Source organism: Amycolatopsis sp. A1MSW2902, from assembly GCF_017312175.1.
In the GTDB taxonomy this organism is placed as follows: domain Bacteria; phylum Actinomycetota; class Actinomycetes; order Mycobacteriales; family Pseudonocardiaceae; genus Amycolatopsis; species Amycolatopsis nivea.
In genome coordinates this window covers 3,716,116-3,734,990 of the sequence record NZ_QJPO01000001.1, presented here as the reverse complement: position 1 = coordinate 3,734,990, position 18,875 = coordinate 3,716,116, and the positions used below count along the sequence as shown (strand labels likewise).

Genomic DNA, 18,875 nt, shown 5'->3' with positions numbered 1-18,875 from the left:
CTCATGCAATCACATCAGCCTCCCGCGCAGTGCCCTCTTGCGGAGCATCGTCCCGAGCCAACCCGTTGAGCGCCCGATAGGTCCGGTTGCTCGCGGCGGCCGCTCGCTGTTCGCGTCCGGTCGCTTCGATGTAGTTCTGGCTAGTCGCCAGGCTCGCGTGCCCCAGCAGCGACATGATCTCCGACGCGGTGGCACCGTCTTCGGCCAGCCGCGTGGCGAAGGTATGCCGCAGAGCGTGCAGATTCGCGCCCGTCGGCACCCGGTCGTGCAGGCCCGCCCATCGGTAGCACGACTTCACCAGGTACTCGAGCGCACCGCGGCCGATCGGCTCGCCCGCCCGGTCCCGCAGCAGCGGCTCGCTCGCCGGGAATCGTTGCCGGGGGAACCGTCGCCGGCACGAAGCCTGGTAGTCCTCGATCAGCTTCGCCATCGCTGGTTGCACTGGGATCGACCGGTCCCGGCTGCCCTTGCCGTGGACGTGCAGCCGCAATTCGCCGTCTCGACCGACCACCGATCGCGGGGTGAGCGCGCGCATTTCCGCTGCCCGCAGGCCCGCTACCAACCCCAGCGCCAGCACCAGCACGTCCCGCTCCGGCCACGGATCCCGCGCGCGCCGGGCGCCATCGGCCGCCGCGGTGAGCAGCTGCTCGGGAGTTTCCTCGCCCCGCAACGGTTTCGGCGTGAGCGGGGGAGTCTTGGGCCGCGCGACCGCTCCCATGGGATTGCCGGGCAGCAGTCCGTCCGACACACAGAAGGTGAGGAACTGATTCCACGTCGACCACGCCCGCAGCACCGAGCTTTTCGCGTGGTTGTCGGCAAACGCGCCGAAGGCAGCCCGCAGCACCGGCGCTGTCAGCTCTTCGACGTCGACCTCGTCGCGCCCCAGCTCCGCCAGCAGGAGAGCGGTGATCCCGGCGAGGTCCCGCCGATAGGCGGCAGTGGTGTGCGGCGAGTCCTTGCGCGGCCGCCGTGCCGCGAAGAACGCTTGCTGTGCCTCGGAAACGAGCATAGTGATCTTGTACTGCACAGCACCGACAATTTCGACGCTACCCGTTGTCTGATATATGATGCATAATAGCGATTATGCATGAAACGTGGCTGCGGGAGGGGTTCTGCAGGGCTTGAGAAGGGGCTGAATCCCCTTGGGGGACAGCACTTTCCTCTCGTCCCGTACGAGTCCCGGAGCGCCCTGCGTGCTCCAGAATCTCGCTGTTGACGCTGACTTCAGCGGCTTGGCTGAGTCTGACGTCGGACTGGATCCACGATGCGTTCATCTGGTCGAGTGGATCTTCCGGCTGCCTGAGCCAGCGTCAGCGGGTTCGGAAAAGTTGTTGTGCTCCAACCTCAATGTCCTGCCAGTCGTGCTTAATTCGTCACGGTGACGAATTAAGCACGACTGGCACGGCAGTTCCTGTCGGGGATCTCGGGTTGCTCTCTGGCGGACTCGCCTCGGGTCTGGCCAGAGAGCTCCGTCAGCGACGTGCGCTGAGGAGGCCGCTGAGCCAACGAGCTCCCGAACGCCGCGCCGATACGTGCAGAGACAAGTCGTACGAGCGCATCAGAGCCCTCAGGAGACCTCTCCTCAACCTGCTGATCTGCAGGTCAGCGAAACGCCGATAATGTACATTATGTCAAGTAAGCGGTGAGACGGCGTCCGACGCCACTCGCCCGCCCGTACGCGCTCACCACACCAGCGGGCCGTTGATGTCCGTGTAGGTGCCGGTCGGTCCGCTGGTCCCGATCTGCGCCATCCGGACGATGATCTCCGCACCCTGCTCGACCGGCTGTCCTCCGCGGCGTCCGTTGATGTCCGTCTGCGTGTAGCCAGGCTCGACGGCGTTGATGCGGATCCCCGGGAATGCCTTGGCGTACTGGACGGTCACCATGTTCACCGCGGCCTTCGACGCCGGGTATGCGACGCCGCGGTACGCGTACTGGTGTGTTGCCTCGTCCGTCATCCTGCCCAGCGATCCGAGCGCGCTGCTGACGTTCACCACCACCGGCGCGGACGATCGTTGCAGGAGCGGCAGAAACGCGTGCAACACCCGCACGACGCCGAATACGTTGGTCTCGAACGTTTCCCGCATCAGGTCGGCAGTGGTTTCCGCTGCTCCGACCGATTCCCCATCGTTCTTCAGTTCGACGGCGATGCCTGCGTTGTTGACGAGGACGTCCAGTCCCCCGTCCGCCTCGATGGTTTTCGCTGCGGCGAGGACCGATGCTTCGTCGGTGACGTCGAGCTGGACGGTTCGTGCGCCGAGTTCTTCCGCGGCTCGTTCGCCGCGGGCAGCGTCGCGGGCGCCGAGGTAGACGGTGTGTCCGGCAGCGACCAAGCGGCGGGCGGTTTCGTAGCCGAGTCCTTTGGTGGCACCGGTGATGAGTGTTGTCGTCATGGCGGCGAACGTATGTGCTGGAGCGCGGACCAGGTCAAGCGTCCGGTGGCAGGATGGGAAGATGCCGCTGCCTGAGCCGACGACGCACGATTGGTCCCGTGATCACGATCCTGACCACTTGCGGTTGATCCGGGAGAACCCAATGCGGTACGCGCCGACCGGAATGTGTCATCTGATCCTGGAGGTGCTCGCTTACGCCGCGGACGAGGCCGAGGATCGCGGTGCGGGCCGGGCGGTCGTCGAATTTCACCCGGACGGTTCGGTCTCCGTCTCGGACGACGGGCGCGGGACGCAGATGGCGGTGGGCGACGACGGGCGGCCGGTACGGAAGCCGGTGATGGCGACGAAAGACTTCCGGTACTTCGATTCTCCGCCCGCCACTCCCCTCCCGGACGGGCATCCGCGGTACGGGATGTCGGTGGTCGCGGCGTTGAGCGAGTGGCTGGTGCACACGAATCGGCGGGCTGAGGGCGCGTGGACGCAGCGGTATCGCCACGGCGTTCCGGCGGACGAGCTGGTTGCGGTGCCGTCGGACGGGACTACCGGGACAACCGTGCGTTTCCTTCCGGCGGATGGGCTGGGTGGCGAGGTGTCGGCGGAGTCGGTGCGGCCGTTGGCGGAGCGGTTGAGCCGGGTGCTGGTGGTCGAGGTCTAGTCCACTCCCCTTGGCGGGCCTTGGCTGATGCGGCGCAGGGTGGGTTCGAGGCGGTCGAGGTCGCTGGTGGTGATTAGCTGCCGTTCGTCCCACCAGGTCGCGCCGGCTTCGGCCAGCGGGGCGATCAGGTCGCGGGCTCGGGCCGGGTCGCCCGGGGAGGCGCCGCCGACGACGAACTCGAACTTCTCCCCCGCGCCGTGTTTTCGGGCGTAGGCCACGACGTCGCGGACGTCTTCCGCGGCCGGGGCGACGCCGTGGGTGGCGTTCTTGAACAGCGGGGCGACGCCGTCCCAGCGCGCGGCGCGGCGGACGGGCTTGCGGTTGGGCCACACGGCGGCCAGCCAGACCGGCGGGCGCGGTTGCTGGACGGTGGCGGGCCGGAGGGTGACGTCGCGGACTTGGTAGTGCTTGCCGTCGTGGTCGACGGGGTTTCCGGACCAGTAGCGGTCGAGGAGGCCGAGGCTTTCGTCGAGATGTTCGGCGAGGACGACCGGGTCGGTGGGTTCGCCGAAGCTGCCGAACTCGTCCTGGATCGGTCCGCCGAGGCCGGCACCGAAGATGACGCGCCCGCCGCTGAGGGCGTCGAGGGTGGCGACCTGGCGGGCGAGGTGCTCGGGACGGCGGCGAGGCACCGCGGTGACGAGCGTGCCGATCTTGAGGGTGGAGGTCGCGAGCGCGGCTGCGGTCAGCAGCATCCAGGGATCGCCGAACGGCTGGCCGCGGCGGATTTCCTTGTCGTGGACCACGTGGTCCCAGAGGAACAGCGCGTCCCAGCCTTCTTGTTCGGCCGCGGCCGCCACTCTCGCCACGGTCCGGGCATCGGCGAAGTCGCCGAAGTTCGGGATGTTGATCGAGAACCGCATACCGGGCATGGTCCCGGCGGAAGTGCTGGCGGGGCAAGCGAATTAAGCCCGGTCCGGCGGGTGTTCGGGGTGGCAGGATCGTAGCTGTGCCGGGTGGCCTCGTGGCTCGAGCCTGACGGTCGGCTCGGGGTCCCCGGCGAGGTCGTGCTCCCGCAGACCTCTCCCCTCTCCCGCACAGCCGACCGCGACGCTCGACCCGAGACCGTTGACGCAAGTTGTGAATCGATGGTTCACTTCTTCCCGTGGCCTACCGCAGAACGCCCAAAGTCCAGGAGCGCCTCGACGCGCTCCGGGAGACCATCCTGGACGCGACAGTGCAGCAGCTCGCCGAGCACGGGTACTCCGGTTGTTCGGTAGCCGCCGTCGCTGAGCGGGCCGGGGTCGCGGTCGGGACGGTGTACCGGCACTTCCCCACCAAGGCCGATCTGGTCGTGCGGGTCTTCCGGCAGGTCGTCTCGCGCGAGGTCGAGGCCGTGCGGTCCGCGGCGACGGGCCCGGTCGATCCGGTCGCGCGCGTCGTGGCGGTGTTCGAGACGTTCGCGTTGCGGGCGTTGAAGGCGCCGCGGCTGGCGTATGCCCTGCTGGCCGAGCCGGTGGACGCGGTGATCGACGCGGAGCGGCTCGAGTTCCGGCGGGTGTTCCGGGACGTCGTCGCCGAGCATGTCGCCGAAGGGGTCCGCGCCGGGGTGTTGCCCGCGCAGGACGCGGCGGTCAGTGCGGCGGCGTTGGTCGGCGCCGCGGCGGAGGTGTTGATCGGCCCGCTGACCAGCGGCGGGTCGGCGGAGGTCAGCGAGTTGAGCACGTTCGTCGTGCGGTCACTGGGAGGTTCGGATGCCCGCAACGCATGAGGTCGTCAATCAGGTTCCGCCGCTGGAGCACGACACCGCCGCCGATCCGGCGCTGGCGGAGGCGGTCGGGCGCACCGAGGCGGCGTGGGTCGTCGACGAATTGCACGAGCTCGGGCGTCTCGCCGGCAGTGAGCAGGTGCAGGAGTGGAGCAGGCTGGTCAACGAGAACGAGCCGGTGCTGCGCACGCACGACCGGTTCGGGCACCGGATCGACGAGGTCGAGTTCCATCCGCATTGGCACGACCTGATGAACGTCGCGGTGTCGCACGGGCTGCAGGCCGCGCCGTGGCGGGACGAGCGGCCGGGGGCGCACGCGGCGCGGGCGGCGAAGTTCTATGTCTGGAGCCAGTCCGAGGCCGGGCACACCTGCCCGATTTCGATGACGTACGCGGCGGTTCCGGCGTTGCGCGCCAACCCTGAGCTGACCGAGAAGTACGAGCCGTTGCTGGCGTCGACCGAGTACGACTTCGGGTTGCGCGAGCCGGGCACGAAGCGCGGGCTGATCGCGGGCATGTCGATGACCGAGAAGCAGGGCGGTTCGGACGTCCGCGCCAACACCACCGCGGCGCGGCCGGCGGGCGACGGCACCTATCGGCTGGTCGGGCACAAATGGTTCACCAGCGCGCCGATGTCGGACATGTTCCTCACGCTCGCGCAGGCGCCCGGCGGGCTGTCCTGTTTCCTCCTCCCCCGGGTGCTCCCGGACGGCAGCCGGAACCCGATCCGGTTGCAGCGCTTGAAGGACAAGCTCGGCAACCGGTCGAACGCGTCGTCGGAGATCGAGTACGACGACGCGGTGGGCTGGCTCGTCGGCGAGGAGGGCCGCGGGGTCCGCACGATCATCGAGATGGTCAACAACACGCGGCTCGACTGCGCGCTCGGCAGTTCGTCGGGGATGCGGCTGGGCGCGGTCCGCGCGGTGCATCACGCGACGCACCGGTACGCGTTCGGCAAGGCGCTCGTGGACCAGCCGTTGATGGCGAACGTGCTGGCGGACCTGGTGATCGAAGCGGAAGCGGCGGTGGCGGCGTCGATGCGGCTCGCGGCCGCGGGCGACCGGCGCGACGACGAGCAGGAGCAGGCGTTCCGGCGGCTCGGGCTCGCGGTGACCAAGTACTGGGTGTGCAAGCGGGCGCCGATGCACGCGGCCGAGGCGCTGGAATGCTTTGGCGGCAACGGGTATGTCGAGGAGTCGGGCATGCCGCGGCTGTACCGGGAGGCCCCGCTGATGTCGATCTGGGAGGGGTCGGGCAACGTCGCGGCGCTGGACGCGTTGCGCGCGATGGGACGGCAGCCGGAGTCGGTGGCCGCGTTCTTCGCCGAGGTCGAGCAGGCCGCGGGCGGGGACGCGCGGCTCGACGACGCGGTCGACCGGCTCAAGAAGGATCTGTCCGATGTGGACGATCTGGAGTTCAGGGCGCGGCGGGTCGTCGAGTCGATGGCGTTGGTGCTGCAGGGTTCGCTGCTCGTGCGGCACGCGCCGCGCGCGGTGGCGGACGCGTTCTGCGGCACGCGGTTCGGCGGCGACTGGGGGCTGGCTTTCGGTACTTTGCCCGCTGGAACCGACACTTCCGCGATCATCGCCCGCGCCCGCGTCTAGTCCGCGTGTTTCGCCGGACGGGGCGCGGCGGCGGGGGCTACTGTCCCTGCCCGTGACCGAACCTGTTTACGTAACCGAGACGCGGACCGCGTACGACACCGTCGCCGAGTCGTACGCCGAACTGCTGAAGGATTTCCTCGAGTCGAGCACGTGGGACCGGACGATGCTCGGCGCGTTCGCGGAGCTGACCGGCGAGGGGCCGGTGGGCGATCTGGGCTGCGGGCCCGGCCGTCTCACCGGGTACCTCGCGTCGCTGGGCTTGGACGTCTTCGGCGTCGACCTGTCCCCCACGATGGTCGAGGTCGCCCGCCGGACGCATCCGCGCCTGCGCTTCGAGGTCGGCTCGCTCGCCGGGGCGCTCGCGTGGTATTCGCTGATCCACACGCCGCCCGAGGAGCTTCCGGTGCTGGCCAAGGAACTCGCGCGGGTGCTGCGTCCCGGCGGCTGGCTGCTGACCGCGTTCCAGGTGGGCGACAACCAGCGTCGCCGCATCGAAAACGCCTACGGCCACGACATCGCGGCGGACGCGTACCGGCTGGATCCGGATTTCGTCGCGCAGCTGCTCACTGACGCCGGTTTCGTGGTGGACGCGCGGCTGGTGCGCAAGCCGGGCCCGAGCTACGAGGCGACCGATCAGGCGTACGTGATGGCCCGCAAGGAGGGCTGAGGAACGTCCGCTGGGGACAGAAGGGGGCAGGGACTTCTCCCTGTCCCCTTCAACATATAGCGCACCCCGGGGCTTGCGGCAAGGCCCGGGTGGTGCTCCACAATCGTCCGCCGGAGCCACTGCCTGCGGAAATACCGCGGGCGGGAAGCGGCTCCGGTACAGGGGACGCAAAGTTCATGGTGGACGTGATCGTGGTGGGGGCCGGGCCGGCGGGCGTCATGCTGGCCGCGGAGCTGCGGCTGCACGGGGTGCGCGTGGTCGTGCTGGAAAAGGACGCGGAACCGCCGAAGTACGTGCGCGCGCTGGGGATGCACTCGCGCAGCATGGAGGTCCTGGACCAGCGGGGAATGCTGGAGCCGTTCCTCGCCGAGGGGTCGACGCATCCGGCCGGGGGTTTCTTCGCGGGGATCGCGCGGCCCGCGCCGGAACGGCTGGACACGTCGCATCCGTACGTGCTGGGGCTTCCGCAGCCCATCACCGACCGGTTGCTGGCCGAGCACGCGGTCGAGGCGGGCGCGGAGATCCGGCGCGGGTGCGAGGTCGTCGGGCTGAGCCAGGACGACGACGGGGTGAGCGTTTCGCTCGCCGACGGCAGCGAACTTCGGGCGCGGTATCTGGTCGGCTGCGACGGCGGGCGGAGCACGGTGCGCAAGGCGCTCGGCGTCGCGTTCCCGGGCGAGCCCGCGCGGCGCCAAGTGCTGCTGGGCGAGATGGAGGCGACCGCGGATCCCGCCGAAATCACCGCGCGGGTGATGGAAATCCGCAAGACGCAGCTGTGGTTCGGGGTCGGGCCGCTGCGCGACGGGATGTTCCGCGTGGTCGTGCCCGCGGCCGGGGTGGTCGAGGACCGGGAGGAGCGGACGCCGACGCTGGACGAGCTCAAACAGCAGCTGCGCGAGTACGCCGGAACGGATTTCGGCGTCCACTCCCCTCGCTGGCTCTCGCGGTTCGGGGACGCGACCCGGCAGGCCGAGCACTACCGCGTCGGCCGGGTGCTGCTCGCCGGGGACGCGGCGCACGTGCACCCGCCGCTGGGCGGGCAGGGGCTCAACCTCGGCCTCCAGGACGCGTTCAACCTCGGCTGGAAACTCGCCGCCGAGGTCAACGGCTGGGCTCCGGAGGGACTGCTCGACACGTACGAGGCCGAACGGCATCCGGTCGCGGACGCGGTGCTGGACAACGTCCGCGCGCAGGCCGTGGTGATGTCGCCGGATCCGGACGGACGCGCGATGCGGCGGCTGCTGACCGAGCTGATGGCCTTCGAGGAGGTCAACCGGCTGCTGTTGGAGAAGGTCCTCGCGCTCGACATCCGCTACGACTTCGGCGAAGGGCATCCGCTGCTCGGGCGGCGGATGCCGGACCTTGCGCTCAAGCGGGGACGGCTGTACGAGCTGATGCACCAGGGCCGCGGGCTGTTGCTGGACCAGAACGGGCAGCTGTCGGCGGAAGGCTGGGCGGACCGGGTCGACCGCGTCGTGGACGTGAGCGAGGACCTCGACGTGCCCGCCGCGCTGCTGCGTCCGGACGGTCATGTGGTCTGGACCGGCGAGGATCAGCGCGAGTTGGAGAAGCACCTGTTGCAATGGTTCGGCGCGAAGCGATGAGGACGTAGCGGGGCGGGTTTCCCGGCTTCCCTGGGGGTGCCGGGAAACCCGCCGCGGTCACGGATGGACCGGACCGCCCCAGCAGTCCTGTTTGCCCAGCCGCACCGACGTGTTGGTGTAGACGCCGTCGGCGATGCTGTCCTGCATGATCGACCGCTGGTCGGCCGGGCGCGGCCACTGATAGCACCAGTGCTGGGCGAAGTAGCCGCCCGCCGCCTGGATCGGGTCGAAATCGCAGATGCCGTCGGTCTGGATGCAGTAGCGGATGGACCGGACGCCGTTGAAGTCCGGGCGGCCCGCGCCGAACGACACGTATCCGCCGAACGGCGAGGGCAGGCCGGTGCCCGGCGGGAGCGTCGCGCTGATCCCGGTTCCGGCCGGGCCGGGCGGCTGCATCGGGTCGGCGAAGAGCTTGGCGCTGAACTTCGCCTTGTCGACGCCGAGCTGGTCGTCGGCGATGTCGTTGAGGACCAGGTTCGCCACGATCGCGCCCTGGGAGTAGCCGACGACGGTGAACTCGGCGTTCGGGTTCTCGTGGTAGGCGTCCTGGACGACCTGGCGGCCGCGGTCGTGCCCGATCGCGACGCTCTGGTCCATCGGGGTCTGGTCGCAGTTGGGCGCACCGGCGGCCCCGGCGGGATAGTCCACGACCCGCGCGATGCCGCCCTGCAGCCACTCCGGACGGTAGACCGACGCCTTCCCGTCGCAGGTGCCGCCGATCAGGATGTAGTAGTGCGCGTCGTCGGCGTACGCCGGTGTGGCGCTGGCGAATCCCGCGCCGAGCGTGGCGACGACCGCGCCGATCAGCGCGATCCTCCTGGTTTTCTTCCCCATCGGGTCCCCTCCGCGTCGAATGGTCAGCACGTTACTGAATGCGTTCGGAAAGCTACGGAGGAGCGATGAAATCCTGCTGACATCATGATCGCCCGCGAGCCGGGGCGTTCGCCGATGCCGCTGGTCAGGCCGCACCGGCGCCGGATCCGAGTCCACCGGATCGAGTGACCCGCCTCAGGCCGGGTTTCCGCGCCGGGCAGCGGGCACGTCGTGCAGGGGCGGACCGGCGACCACGGTGTTGTGGACGGTGCCGATCCCCTCCACGGTCATGCGGACGGTGTCGCCGATCCGCAGCGGCGGCGGTTGCCGGTCGCCGCGCCATCCCCACAGTTCGGCGAGGCAGCCGCTGCCGCAGGTTCCGGAGCCGAGCACGTCGCCAGGCCGGACCCAAGTGCCCCGGCTGGCGTAGGAGATCAGCTCGGCGAACGTCCAGGCCATGCTGGCGAGCGTGTCGCCGCCGATGCGGGTGTCGTTGACGAAAACCTCCATCGCGAGGTCGTACCTGCCGTCGCGGTCGGCCAGTTCGTCCGGGGTGACCAGCACCGGGCCGAGGGTGGTGGCGGTGTCCTTGCCCTTGGCCGGTCCGAGCCCGACGCGCATTTCGCGGCTCTGCAGGTCGCGCGCCGACCAGTCGTTGAGGATGGTGAACCCGGCGATGTGGTCCGCGGCCTCGGCGACGGACAGGTTGAAACCCGCCGTGCCGATCACGGCCGCGACTTCGAGTTCGAAGTCCAGCACTTCGCAGCCGGGCGGCATCGGGACCGGGGCTCCGGAGCCGATCGCGGCGTGCGGGTTGGTGAAGTAGAAGGCGGGCGCTTCGTACCAGGCGTCCGGGACCTCGCTGGTTCCGGTGATCGCGCGGAGCGAGCCGGCCGTGTGCTGTTCGAAGGTGATGAAGTCGCGGATGCTGGCGACCGGCACCGGGACGGCGATCGACGCGGTTTCGTCCCAGGCCGACCGCTCGCCCGCCGCTGCGGCCTCCCCTGCGGCGAGCATCTCGAAGACGTCCGCGGTCTCGGGCAGCAGATCGATGCGGTCGCCGTCGACGACGCCGTAGCGCTGGACGCCGTCGACGAACAAGGAACCGATTCTCATTCCGTCTCCTCGTCGAAGATCGCCACCGCGCGGGTCCAGCCTGCCGACGCCGCGTGGATCTTGACCGGGAAGCAGGCGATCTGGAATCCGGTGGCCGGGAGGCTTTCCAGGTTGTGCAGCTTCTCGAGGTGGCAGTAGCCGATCTCGCGGCCGGCCCGGTGGCCCTCCCAGATGACCGAGGCGTCGTGGTCGCGGGCGTAGCGCTCGGCGGTGAACCGGAACGGGGCGTCCCAGCTCCAGGCGTCGGTTCCGGTCACCCGCACCCCCTGTTCGAGCAGGTGCAGGGTGGCGGCGCGGCCGACTCCGCAGCCGGAATCGAGGTAGTCGTCCTGGCCGTAGCGCTCGCCGGCCCGGGTGTTGACCACCACGATGTCGAGCGGGCGCAGCCGGTGGCCGATCCGGTCGAGTTCGGCGTCGATGTCGGCGGGCGTGACGACGTGGCCGTCGGGCAGGTTCCGGAAGTCCAGCTTGACTCCCTGCTGGAAGCACCAGTGCAGCGGCACCTCGTCGATCGTCATCGCCCGGCGGCCTCCGTCCATAGTGGACGCGTAGTGGTACGGGGCGTCGAGATGGGTGCCGGTGTGCGTGGTGGCCTCGATCCGCTCGATCGCCCAGCCTTCGCCGTCGGGCAGATCGGCGGCCGTCGCGCCCGGGAAGAAGCGGAGCAGGTCCGGGACCGACTGCTGGTGGTCGACGTAGGTGATCGAGGGCCGGTGCCCGGGCGGGTCGGACGCGATCCCGCTCCGCAGCGGGACCGAAATGTCCACGAGCTGTCGCATGGCGGCTCCTTATCGCGGGATGACGGGGACGAGCAGGTGGGAGGCGTGGTCGCCGCCGAGGTGGACAACGGCGCCGGTCGCCGGGCGGTGCAGACCGGGATGGTCGTGGGTCATGAAGCCGAGGTCGCTGTCCCCGGTGACCAGTTCGAGGCGCAGTCGCTCCCCCGGGGCGAGGGTGATGCTGGTGGGCCAGATCTCGACCTCCAGCAGGGTCGGTTCGCCGGGCGCCAAGGGAATTTCGCGGGCGTGGGTGTGCCACGGCCGGTGCGGCAGCGACCGCTCGGGGTCGGTCTCGCGGTGGGAAGCCTTGAGCCAGCCCATGGTCATCGGGACCGGATCGCCCTGGGGACCGACGCCCGGGATCGGCTCTCCGTCGGCGCCGATGTGCTGCACCCGCGCGAAAACGTCGAGATCGTCCTGCTCGGCGCTGAGCCACAGCCGCAGCGCGACCGGACCGGTCAGCTCGAGCGGCTCGGACACCGGGGCGGTGTCGAAGCTGGCGGGATAGGGCGCCGTCGCGGCGTCCGCGGGCGGGTCCCAGTCGAGGACTCCGTCGCCGAGGTGAAGCTCGCGCCACTGCGTCTGCGGGAGCGGGAAATCTGCGGCGTCCCGCCATTCGACCTCGCGCCCGTGCCGGATCGCCAGCCGCACCGGGGCCACTCCGTCCATCCGGTCTGGCTGGTCTTTGAGGAAACGGTCGAGGAAACGCAGCTGCAGATCCAGCGCCCAGTCGGCGTAGTAGGGATCGATGTGGGTGCCGGTGTGCACCACGAGCCACTTGTCCCGCGACGCCGCGCGGGACCAGCCTTCGATGTTGCCGCGCAGGTGCACATGGAGGGCTCCCCAGTTGCCGGCCGACAGCACCGGCACCGTGACCCGGTCGAGGTCGACGATGCGCGCCTGGTGGTAGTCGTCGAGCACGGGGCGCTGCGGGAGCACCTCGCGCCAGTCGTCTCCGTCGTCGCCGTTGCGCTGCGGGGTGATCTGGCGGTTCCACCAGAACTCGACGAATCCGTGGGCGTACAGGCCGCCCTGGTAGATGAAGTCGCGGTAGAAGTCGGTCGCGCCTTCCCAGGCCACGATCGCGGCGAGGTGCGGCGGCTGGAGCTCCGCCACCCGCCAGCCCATCATCGCCAGCCACGAGATGCCGCTGGACGCCACCTTGCCGTTCGACCACGGCTGTCCGGCCGCCCATTCGACGACGTCGTAGAAGTCCTCGGAATCGCCCGGGCTCATCAGGTCCATCCGGCCGGGCGACTTGCCGGTCCCCCGCGTGTCGGCGCGCAGCACGGCGTAGCCGCGGGCCGTCCACCACTCCGGATCCGGGGTCTCCCAGACCATGTGCTCGCTCTGCGGCACGAGGTCGTAGAGCGGATAGCGGTCCGGCCAGTGCACGTCCTTGCCGTACGGGCTGATCGACGCCAGCACCGGAAACGCGCCGTCGCCGTCGTCGGGGTCGTCGGGAAGGAACAGGTCGGCCAGGATCGGCGAGCCGGTGCGGGCGGGGACCTCGATGTCCCGTTCGATGCGCATCTCAGTACTCCAGGGGTGACCGTTAAAAGCAAGTCAGCTTGCGTCAAGGAGTATGGCGACTGGCGCACGCTAAAGCAAGCGGACTTGTATTAGAGTGCTGCCCGTGAACGATTCGGACGTCCGGCGACGACCCGGCGGACGGGCGGCCCGGGTGCGCGCCGCCGTCATCGACGCGACCAACGAGCTCCTGCAGGACCATGGCCTGACCGGACTGAAGGTGTCCGAGGTGGCGCGGCGCGCGCAGGTCAACGAGACGTCGATCTTCCGGCGGTGGGGCACCCGCGAGAACCTCGTCATCGATGCCCTGCTCGCCGACGCCGCCGAACAGCTTCCGGTGCCCGACAGCGGGAATGTGCGCGACGACCTGATCGCTTACGTCACCTCGCTCGCGAAATACCTGACCTCGCCCGCCGGCAACGCCCTCGACCGGACCCTGGCCTCGGCCGGCGACGACCCGGCCACCCAGGAGCTGCGCGACCAGTACTGGGACGCCCGCTACGCCCAGTCCGGCCAGATCGCCGCACGGGCGGTCGAACGCGGAGAACTGCCCGTCGGCACCAGCCCGCGGTTCGTGCTGGAGATGCTCGTCGCGCCGCTGCACTTCAGGATCGTGCTCACCCGCGAGCCGCTCGAACCGGACTTGCCAGCACGCATCGTCGACGCGCTCCTCCACGGGCTCCTCACGTCTGCCTGAGTCAGCGTTGTGGCCCGTACGGTCCAGAACCAGTAGGGTCGGCGCATGGCCCGGCCCCGCGAGTTCGACGAGCAACGCGTGCTGCTCGCTGTCCGCGACGAATTCTGGGACAAGGGCTACGCGGCGACGTCGCTGGAGGACCTGCTGCGTGCGAGCGGGCTCGGCAAAGGCAGCCTATACGGGGCGTTCGGAGACAAGCGAAGCCTGTTCCTGCGAGTGCTGCGCGACTACGACGACGCGAACCTGCTGAAGCTGCGCGAAAATCTGGCCTCCGCGGCGCGCGGGATCGACATGGTGCGCGCGTTTCTGCTCAGCCCGACCGTCGACCCGACCGGAGCGGTCGCGCGTCGAGGTTGCTTGCTGGCCAACAGCAACGCCGAACTGGCCGCGAGCACTCCGGACGTGGCAGCTGAGGCGCGTCGCAGCTACGACGCGATCACGGACATTCTCGCCGAGGCACTGGAACGCGCCCAACGCGAAGGCGACCTGTCCCCTGACGCTGATCCTGCCGAGACCGCCCGCGCGGTGCTCGTCGCCCAGCTCGGCCTGACCGCACTCGGGCGTACCGGCATGGACGTCGACGCGCTCACCAAGGCAGCCCAGTCCACTATCGAGCGGCTGCTGCCCGCCCCAGCGCAGTAAGACGCACCGCCGCTCTCGCCGCGGATGCCTGCCTGGCACATCCAGGTCCATGCATGCTCTTCCCGCCTTCGTTATTGACCGCTCGGTCCATATCTGCGACAGTTATGGACCTTACGGTCAATAACCTTGAAGGAGGGCGGCATGGCCGTCTTGGCAGACAAAATCGCCGTGGTCACCGGAGGCAGCACCGGCATCGGATTCGCGACCGCGCGCGCGTTCCGCGACGAGGGCGCCAAGGTCTTCATCACCGGCCGCCGCAAGGACGCGCTCGACGCCGCGGTCGCCGAACTCGGGCCTGCCGTGACGGGCGTGGTCTGTGACGTTTCGGTGCTCGAGGACCTCGACGCGTTGTACCGAACCGTGCGCGAGCAGGCCGGTCGCATCGACGTGCTGGTCGCCAACGCAGGCATCGGCATCTCGGCTCCCCTCGGCGAGGTGACGGAGGAGCTGATCGACTCGGTGTTCGCCACCAACGTCAAGGGAACGATCTTCACCCTGCAGCAAGCGCTGCCGCTGCTGAGCCCGAACGCCTCGGTGATCCTCACCGGTTCGACCGCCACCATCCGGCCCAGCCAGGGACTCGAGGTCTACGCGGCATCGAAGGCCGCGATCCGCAACCTCGCGCGAGGCTGGGCTCTCAGTTCGCGCACGCACGGGTTCCGGGTCAACGTCGTGTCCCCCGGCGGCACGCGCACGCCCGGTCTTCTCGAACTGGTTCCGTCCGAGGCGCTCAAGCAGTCCGAAGGCGCGATACCGCTGGGCCGCCTCGCCGAACCCGCGGAGATCGCCGCCGTGACGACGTTCCTTGCCTCGGACGCGTCCAGCTATGTCAATGGTGCCGAGTTCTTTGCCGACGGGGGTTTCGCGCAGGTGTGAGCACCCGCGAGAACATCACCGGGGCAGAGCGAGAACTCGGTGCCTGGCAAGGGAAGCAGCGGGCGTCGACCGCTGCCGGAGCCGAACTGTCCGGTCTTGCCGAGCGCAGCAGGGAAGCGGGCTCCGTGCGAGCGCAGGTCTGGCGGGAACTCTGCAAGGCTCGGCGATGAAAGCCAAACCACCGAGCTTTCGAGTGCTGCACGCACCGGGCCGTGTGCGAGCGTTCGTCAGCGGACGCGCGGCGAGAATTCCGCGAAATCGGGCAGCGCAAGGCCAAGCCGCCGGTCTTAATGGGTGCTGCGGGTGCCCTCGCTGTGCGCGAGCGCAGGTCGACGGAAAGACGGCGAGAACTCCGGCAGCGAAAGCCACCGGTCTTGCCGAGCGCTGCACACACCCGGCCGTGTGCGAGCGTTCGTCAGCGGACGCGCGGCGAGAATTCCGCGAAATCGGGCAGCGCAAGGCCAAGCCGCCGGTCTTAATGGGTGCTGCGGGTGCCCTCGCTGTGCGCGAGCGCAGGTCGACGGAAAGACGGCGAGAACTCCGGCAGCGAAAGCCACCGGTCTTGCCGAGCGCTGCACACACCCGGCCGCGCACGAGCGCCGATCACCGCACGCGCGGCGTGAACTCCACAAGGCCCAGCAGCGGAGGTGCCCTGCCGCGCACGAGTGCCGATCACCGCACGCGCGGCGTGAACTCCGCGAGATCTGGCAGCGGCGGCACCTCCCGGGCATACACGTCCGCGGCCAGCACCCCGGTGGTGACCCGGGTGGCAGTACGGCGGCCGAGTTCGTCGAGGATTTCCTGTTCGGTCCGGCCGCGGGCGAGCAGGAGGAGGAACGGGTCCGCGTCGAGCAGCCACGCGACCTGGAACGACAAGGCCGCGGCATGCCGGCACGGGAGTTCCCAGCCGGGGCAGTCGCAGTCCGGGTCGAGGTCGCCGATGCCGGGCAGCAGGGGGACGACCTCGGCCAGTTCCGGCGGCAGGTGCCGGTCGAGCAGTGCGGCTAGGTGGCCGGAGTGGTCGGCGGCGCGGTCGAGCAGCAGTTCCCAGTCCGTTGTGGACAGTTCGGCCAGGTGCACGCCGGTGCGGTACGGGCCGTCGTCGGCGTCCTCGGTGGTCGCGGTGATCAGGCCGGGGCTGACCGTGATCGGGCCGACCAGGCCCGCGGCGGCGTAGCTTCGGCCTTTCTTCAGCTGCCGCAGGTCGAGCGCGGTGTCCTCCATCGCCTGCAGCCATGCGCGGCCCCACCAGGTGCGGGCGAACGGGCCGCGGCCGGGGCGCGCGGGGAACGCAGGGAATCCGCGGACCCGGTCGGTCATCGCTGCCTCCGGAGGGTGACGAGCTCGGCCAGTTCGGCGTCGGTGAGTTCGGTGAGCGCGGCCTCGCCCGAGGCGAGCACCGCGTCGGCGAGCGCGCGTTTCTCCCGCAGCATCACCGCGATCCGGTCCTCGACGGTGCCTTCCGCGACCAAGCGGTGGACCTGCACCGGCCGCGTCTGCCCGATCCGGTACGCGCGGTCGGTCGCCTGGTCCTCGACCGCCGGGTTCCACCATCGGTCGTAGTGCACGACGTGGTCGGCTCGCGTGAGGGTGAGCCCGGTGCCCGCGGCCTTGAGCGACAACAGGAACACCGGCACGTCGCCGTTCTGGAAACCGCGGACCAGTTCCTCGCGCCGGGCGACCGGGGTGCCGCCGTGCAGCAGCTGCGAGGGGACGCCGCGTGCGGCGAGGTGCCGTTCGAGCAGCCGCGCCATCACGACGTACTGGGTGAACACCAGCACCGCGCCGTCCTCGGCGAGGATCGTGTCGAGCAGTTCGTCGAGCAGCTCGAGCTTGCCGGATCGGCCGGCGAGCGGGCTGTCCTCGGGTTCGCCGAGGAACTGCACGGGGTGGTTGCAGATCTGCTTGAGCGCGGTGAGCAGCTTGACCACGCGGCCGCGGCGGGCCATGCCGTCGCTCGCGGAGATGTCCGCCATCAGCTCGCGCACGGTCGCCTCGTACAGCGCGGCCTGCTCGGCGGTGAGCGACACCGGCCGATCGGTCTCGGTCTTGGCGGGCAACTCGGGCGCGATGCCCGGGTCGGATTTGCGGCGGCGCAACAGGAACGGCCGCAGCAGCCGGGACAGCTGCTCGGCGACCGCCGGATCGGCCCCGGATTCGACCGGCTTCCCCCAGCGCCTGCGGAAATCGGCGAGCGGGCCGAGCAGGCCGGGCGTGGTCCAGTCGAGGATCGCCCACAGTTCGGTGAGAGTGTTCTCCACCGGCGTGCCGGTGAGCGCGACCTTCGCCGAGGAAGGCAGCAGCCGCAACGCTTTCGCCGTGTCGGAACGGTGGTTCTTCACGTGCTGGGCCTCGTCGGCGACCAGCAGATCCCAGCTCACCCCGGCCAGCGGCGCGGGATCGGTGCGCAGCGTGCCGTAGGTGGTGAGGACGAACCCGCCGACGAGATCCTCCAGCGACCGCGCCGTGCCGTGGAACCGGCGCACCGGCGTCCCGGGCGCGAACCGGCGGATCTCGGTTTCCCACGTGCCCAGCAGCGAAGCCGGGCACACGACCAGCGTCGGACCGGCGCCGCGGTGCAGGTGCAGGGCGATGAGCGTGACGGTTTTGCCGAGCCCCATGTCGTCGGCGAGACAGCAGCCGAGGCCGAGGCCGGTGACGGTGTCGAGCCACTGCAGGCCGCGCAGCTGGTAGTCGCGCAGGGTCGCGGCCAGCCCGGCCGGCTGCGGCACCGGCACCGGATCGGCCGACAGCCGCTCGCGCAGCTCCTCCAGCCAGCCGTCGGTGCGGACCTCCACCTGCTCGCCGTCGACCTCGGTGCGCCCGGTGAGCGCGACGCCCAGCGCCTCGATCGCGGTGAGCGGCTTGAGCGTGCGGTCCCGGGCGCGGTCGGCGGTCGTGCGGTCCAGCAGCACCCACCGGTCCCGCAGCCGGACGACCGGACGCTGGGCCTCGGCGAGCGCGTCGAGTTCCGCGACGCTCAGCTCGCTGTCGCCGAGCGCGAGCTGCCAGTCGAACTGCAGCACCCGGTCGCCGCCGAAGAACGACCGCGCGTCCGACGGCGCGTCGCCCGGCCGGACCACCGCTCGCGCGGCCAGCCCGGTGAGCTCCGCAGGCCAGTGCACCGCCAGCTCCGCGGCGTCGAGCGCGCCCGCGAGCAGTTCGGCGATCTCGCGGTCTCCCAGCGCGACCGACGACGGAACCGCCGCCGACAGCAGCGGAGCCAGCGCGGGCCACACCTCGGCACCGTGCCGCAAGGCCAGCAGGACCTCGTGCCGCGCCTCCTGGCTGCCGGTGCGCCACAGTTCTTCCGCGTCCACCAGCGGTTCGGTCCCGCCGTGCACCTGGACGACCGCGCGGAACCGGCCGCCCGCCAGGTCGTCGGATTCGATCCGCAGCGACACGCGCAGTGCGGGCTCCACTCCGGCGACGTCGCCGAGGAATCGCATCAGCAGCGGATACGGCTCCGGCAACCGCGCCGGGTCGCCCGGGATCGGCGTCGCGTGCGCGTGCGGCGGCATCGCATCGGCGAGCCGGCGCAGCCAGGCTTCTTCGTCAGGGTCGAGCGCCCCGGTCCACCCGGCCGACGCGAGCCGTTCCGCGGCCTCGGCGGCCAGCGCCCAGAACCTCGCCGACGGACCGGCCAGCGTCCGCAGCACCGGCACTGCGTCCGCGGTCGGCAACCGCAGCGCGGGCACCGTGCGCACCCCGTCCGGCAGCACGACCTCGACGGTCCCGGGCGCCCCGGGACCGTCCGGCTCCGCGCCGTCCGGTCTCCAGAACACGACCCGT

Annotated in this window: 17 protein-coding genes; 8 read left to right on the top strand and 9 right to left on the bottom strand. The window is 70.3% G+C overall.

Going from position 1 to position 18,875, the window contains the following annotated elements; all coding sequences use genetic code 11:
* Position 1: 1 nt before the first annotated feature.
* Entirely contained in the window at positions 2-1,027 is a 1,026-nt protein-coding gene (locus tag DMP23_RS17145) for a tyrosine-type recombinase/integrase (RefSeq protein ID WP_337821686.1), read from the bottom strand.
* 655 nt (positions 1,028-1,682) lie between these two features.
* Positions 1,683-2,393, bottom strand: a complete 711-nt coding sequence (locus DMP23_RS17140) for an SDR family NAD(P)-dependent oxidoreductase (RefSeq protein ID WP_337821685.1) — start codon at positions 2,391-2,393, stop codon at positions 1,683-1,685.
* Positions 2,394-2,535: 142 nt separating this feature from the next.
* On the opposite strand from DMP23_RS17140, the gene DMP23_RS17135 reads away from it, so the two are divergent.
* A complete protein-coding gene (locus tag DMP23_RS17135; protein ID WP_337821684.1) occupies positions 2,536-3,048 on the top strand; it encodes a hypothetical protein in 513 nt (170 codons plus the stop codon).
* Here DMP23_RS17135 and DMP23_RS17130 read toward each other — a convergent pair.
* On the bottom strand, positions 3,045-3,911 hold the full coding sequence (locus tag DMP23_RS17130) for an LLM class flavin-dependent oxidoreductase (protein ID WP_337821683.1): 867 nt from the start codon (positions 3,909-3,911) through the stop codon (positions 3,045-3,047). The two genes, DMP23_RS17135 and DMP23_RS17130, sit on opposite strands and share 4 nt — an antisense overlap.
* Before the next feature lie 242 nt (positions 3,912-4,153).
* Between DMP23_RS17130 and DMP23_RS17125 the strand changes: the two genes are divergently transcribed.
* From DMP23_RS17125 to rox, 4 genes are all read left to right on the top strand, one after another.
* Positions 4,154-4,759 carry a TetR/AcrR family transcriptional regulator gene (locus DMP23_RS17125; protein ID WP_134662721.1) on the top strand — a complete coding sequence of 202 codons (606 nt, stop codon included), beginning with the start codon at positions 4,154-4,156 and terminating at the stop codon, positions 4,757-4,759.
* Complete coding sequence (locus DMP23_RS17120) at positions 4,743-6,359, top strand: acyl-CoA dehydrogenase family protein (RefSeq protein ID WP_337821682.1); 1,617 nt, start codon at positions 4,743-4,745, stop codon at positions 6,357-6,359. Before DMP23_RS17125 ends, DMP23_RS17120 begins: the two co-directional genes overlap by 17 nt.
* A 52-nt stretch (positions 6,360-6,411) precedes the next feature.
* Positions 6,412-7,026: a class I SAM-dependent DNA methyltransferase gene (locus DMP23_RS17115; protein ID WP_337821681.1), complete on the top strand. Its 615-nt coding sequence runs from the start codon at positions 6,412-6,414 to the stop codon at positions 7,024-7,026.
* A gap of 176 nt (positions 7,027-7,202) precedes the next feature.
* Positions 7,203-8,630 carry a rifampin monooxygenase gene (gene rox / locus DMP23_RS17110; RefSeq protein ID WP_337821680.1) on the top strand — a complete coding sequence of 476 codons (1,428 nt, stop codon included), beginning with the start codon at positions 7,203-7,205 and terminating at the stop codon, positions 8,628-8,630.
* 57 nt (positions 8,631-8,687) lie between these two features.
* On the opposite strand, the gene DMP23_RS17105 is transcribed toward rox, so the two are convergent.
* The 4 genes from DMP23_RS17105 to DMP23_RS17090 all read right to left on the bottom strand — a co-directional run bounded on the left by DMP23_RS17105 (position 8,688) and on the right by DMP23_RS17090 (position 12,871).
* Positions 8,688-9,464 carry a PE-PPE domain-containing protein gene (locus tag DMP23_RS17105; RefSeq protein ID WP_337821679.1) on the bottom strand — a complete coding sequence of 259 codons (777 nt, stop codon included), beginning with the start codon at positions 9,462-9,464 and terminating at the stop codon, positions 8,688-8,690.
* 174 nt (positions 9,465-9,638) lie between these two features.
* Positions 9,639-10,559: a fumarylacetoacetate hydrolase family protein gene (locus DMP23_RS17100; RefSeq protein WP_337821678.1), complete on the bottom strand. Its 921-nt coding sequence runs from the start codon at positions 10,557-10,559 to the stop codon at positions 9,639-9,641.
* Positions 10,556-11,338 carry a cyclase family protein gene (locus DMP23_RS17095; protein ID WP_337821677.1) on the bottom strand — a complete coding sequence of 261 codons (783 nt, stop codon included), beginning with the start codon at positions 11,336-11,338 and terminating at the stop codon, positions 10,556-10,558. Before DMP23_RS17095 ends, DMP23_RS17100 begins: the two co-directional genes overlap by 4 nt.
* Positions 11,339-11,347: 9 nt before the next feature.
* The gene (locus tag DMP23_RS17090) at positions 11,348-12,871 is read right to left on the bottom strand and encodes a CocE/NonD family hydrolase (protein ID WP_337821676.1); all 1,524 of its coding nucleotides are present in this window, start codon (positions 12,869-12,871) and stop codon (positions 11,348-11,350) included.
* 103 nt (positions 12,872-12,974) lie between these two features.
* On the opposite strand from DMP23_RS17090, the gene DMP23_RS17085 reads away from it, so the two are divergent.
* The 3 genes from DMP23_RS17085 to DMP23_RS17075 all read left to right on the top strand — a co-directional run bounded on the left by DMP23_RS17085 (position 12,975) and on the right by DMP23_RS17075 (position 15,083).
* Positions 12,975-13,565, top strand: a complete 591-nt coding sequence (locus tag DMP23_RS17085; protein ID WP_337821675.1) for a TetR/AcrR family transcriptional regulator — start codon at positions 12,975-12,977, stop codon at positions 13,563-13,565.
* 45 nt (positions 13,566-13,610) lie between these two features.
* Positions 13,611-14,207 (top strand): TetR/AcrR family transcriptional regulator, encoded by a 597-nt coding sequence (locus tag DMP23_RS17080; protein ID WP_337821674.1) that lies wholly within the window; start codon positions 13,611-13,613, stop codon positions 14,205-14,207.
* Positions 14,208-14,348: 141 nt separating this feature from the next.
* A complete protein-coding gene (locus DMP23_RS17075; protein ID WP_337821673.1) occupies positions 14,349-15,083 on the top strand; it encodes an SDR family NAD(P)-dependent oxidoreductase in 735 nt (244 codons plus the stop codon).
* 672 nt (positions 15,084-15,755) lie between these two features.
* Here DMP23_RS17075 and DMP23_RS17070 read toward each other — a convergent pair.
* Both DMP23_RS17070 and DMP23_RS17065 read right to left on the bottom strand, forming a co-directional pair.
* Positions 15,756-16,403: an SWIM zinc finger family protein gene (locus tag DMP23_RS17070; protein WP_134662710.1), complete on the bottom strand. Its 648-nt coding sequence runs from the start codon at positions 16,401-16,403 to the stop codon at positions 15,756-15,758.
* Positions 16,400-18,868 carry a DEAD/DEAH box helicase gene (locus tag DMP23_RS17065; protein ID WP_337821672.1) on the bottom strand — a complete coding sequence of 823 codons (2,469 nt, stop codon included), beginning with the start codon at positions 18,866-18,868 and terminating at the stop codon, positions 16,400-16,402. Before DMP23_RS17065 ends, DMP23_RS17070 begins: the two co-directional genes overlap by 4 nt.
* Between the last annotated feature and the right edge of the window lie 7 nt (positions 18,869-18,875).